The organism is Streptomyces sp. SID1328 (assembly GCF_009865595.1).
GTDB lineage: Bacteria > Actinomycetota > Actinomycetes > Streptomycetales > Streptomycetaceae > Streptomyces > Streptomyces griseoluteus.
Window position 1 is genome coordinate 1 of the sequence record NZ_WWKH01000095.1, and the last position, 2,100, is coordinate 2,100.

The 2,100-nt window shown below is 76.9% G+C and carries 1 protein-coding gene; it reads right to left on the reverse strand.

Annotated features, from left to right (window positions below):
• A partial coding sequence (hypF, locus tag GT030_RS02985; RefSeq protein ID WP_161199692.1) for a carbamoyltransferase HypF occupies positions 1-2,083 on the reverse strand: 2,083 nt, incomplete at its 3' end.
• Positions 2,084-2,100 lie beyond the last annotated feature (17 nt).

The window sequence follows — 2,100 nt, forward strand, 5'->3', positions numbered from 1 at the left end:
GGTGGAAGCGGGCGGCGAGCACGGGCGCGGGTACTCCCCGGCGCAGGTCGGCGAGGAGGGCGCGCAGCACCGGGGCCGGGTCGGCCTGCGGTCCGGGTGCGAAGCCGAAGGCGTACTCCCCGCCGTCCGCGTCCCGGGCTTCGAGCGCGAGGGCTTCCAGGGCGAGCGCGGCCTCGGCCTCGTGGCCCGCGCGGTGGCAGGCGCCGGTGAGGGAGGCCACGGCGTCGAAGAGGCGGCCCATGCTGCTGGTCGGCACGCAGGCGATGCGGTGGGTCAGCTGACCGTGCAGCACCGCGCGTTCGGTGTCGGTGCAGGCGGCCACGCTGGGCAGGTCGGGGGTCCAGTCGATACCGGCCGCCCAGAGCCGGGCCAGCGCCTGCCGGCAGGGGTTGGCGACACCCGCGTCCCCGCCGGGCAGCGGGGCGGGGACGAGGTGGGCGAAGCGGCGGTAGGCGGTGTAGTCGGCGAGCAGGATCTCGCCGCCCCAGACGGTGCCGTCGTCGCCGTAGCCGGTGCCGTCGAAGGCGACGCCGATGACGGGGGTGGCACCGTCGAGGCCGTGTTCGGCCAGGGCGGCGGCGATGTGGGCGTGGTGGTGCTGGACCAGCACCGGTGCGGGCAGCCCGGCCTCGGCGGCGCGGCGGCGGGCGTGGGCCGTCGACTGGTAGCCGGGGTGCCGGTCGGCGGCGATCAGGCGCGGGGTGACGCCGGTCAGGGCGGCGAGGTGGGCCTCGGCGCGGCGGGTGGCGTCCAGGGTGGCGAGGTCGCCCATGTCCCCGATGTGCGGGCCGAACCACGCCTGGTCGTCCTCGCCGAGGCAGAGCGCGTTCTTCAGGTCCCCGCCGACCGCGAGGGCGGGCCCGACCGGCACCGGGAGGGTCAGTGGCCGGGGGACGTATCCCCTTGAGCGGCGCAGCAGTTGGGGAGTTCCGTCGGCGCGTACGCGGAGCAGGGAGTCGTCGCAGGGGGCGGCGACGGCGCGGTCGTGGATGAGCCAGGCGTCGGCCAGTCCGGCGAGCCGGATGAGTGCCTGGGCGTCGTCGGTGACGATGGGCTCGCCGGAGCGGTTGCCGCTGGTCATCACGAGCACGCGGGGTCCGGGCGGATCGCCGGGCAGGCCGAACAGCAGGGTGTGCACGGGGGTGTAGGGCAGCAGGACGCCGAGGTGCGGGCTGCCGGGTGCGATGCCGTCGGCGAGGCGGGGGCCGTCGCCGGGGGTACGGGCGCGCAGCAGCACGATGGGGCGTTCCGGGCCGGTGAGCGCGGCCCGCTCGGCGTCCGTGAGGTGGGCGACGCTCTCCGCGGTGGCGAGGTCGGCGCACATCACCGCGAACGCCTTGCCGCCCCGTTCCTTCCGGGCGCGCAGCGTGGCGACGGCACGCGGGTCGGTGGCGTCGCAGGCCAGGTGGTAGCCGCCGAGGCCCTTGACGGCGACGATCCGGCCCCCGGCGAGCAGGGCCCGCGTCCGGGCGAGGGCCTCGGCGTCGCGGGCCGGGCGTGCACCGGTGCCTTCGGCGGGGACGAGGCGCAGACCGGGTCCGCAGTCGGCGCAGGCGACGGGCTGGGCGTGGAAGCGCCGGTCGAGCGGGTCGCCGTACTCGCGGGCGCAGGCCGGGCACATCGGGAAGCGGGCCATGGTGGTGGCCGCGCGGTCGTACGGCATCGCGGTGGCGATGGTGAAGCGGGGGCCGCAGTGGGTGCAGGTGACGAAGGGGTGCCGGTGGCGCCGGTCGGCGGGGTCCGCGAGTTCGCGCAGGCAGTCGGCGCAGGTGGCGGTGTCGGGCGGCAACTGGGTGCGGCCCGTGGTGTGTTCGGTGGCCTGAATGGTGAACGTCCCGCCCGTGCCGGTGGCGGGGAGGTCCTCGTGGCCGATGCCGGTGACCGAGGCGAGCGGGGGCGGGTGTTCGGCGAGCAGCTCGCAGAACCGCTCCACGTCGGGCAGCGGGCCCTCGACCTCGATGAGGACGCCGTCGGCGGTGTTGCCGACGAACCCGGCGAGGGCGTACTCGGCGGCGAGCCGGTGCACATGGGGCCGGAAGCCGACCCCCTGCACCGTACCCCGCACGGTGAGACGGCGGCGCACCCGGCCCGTCGCGGGGG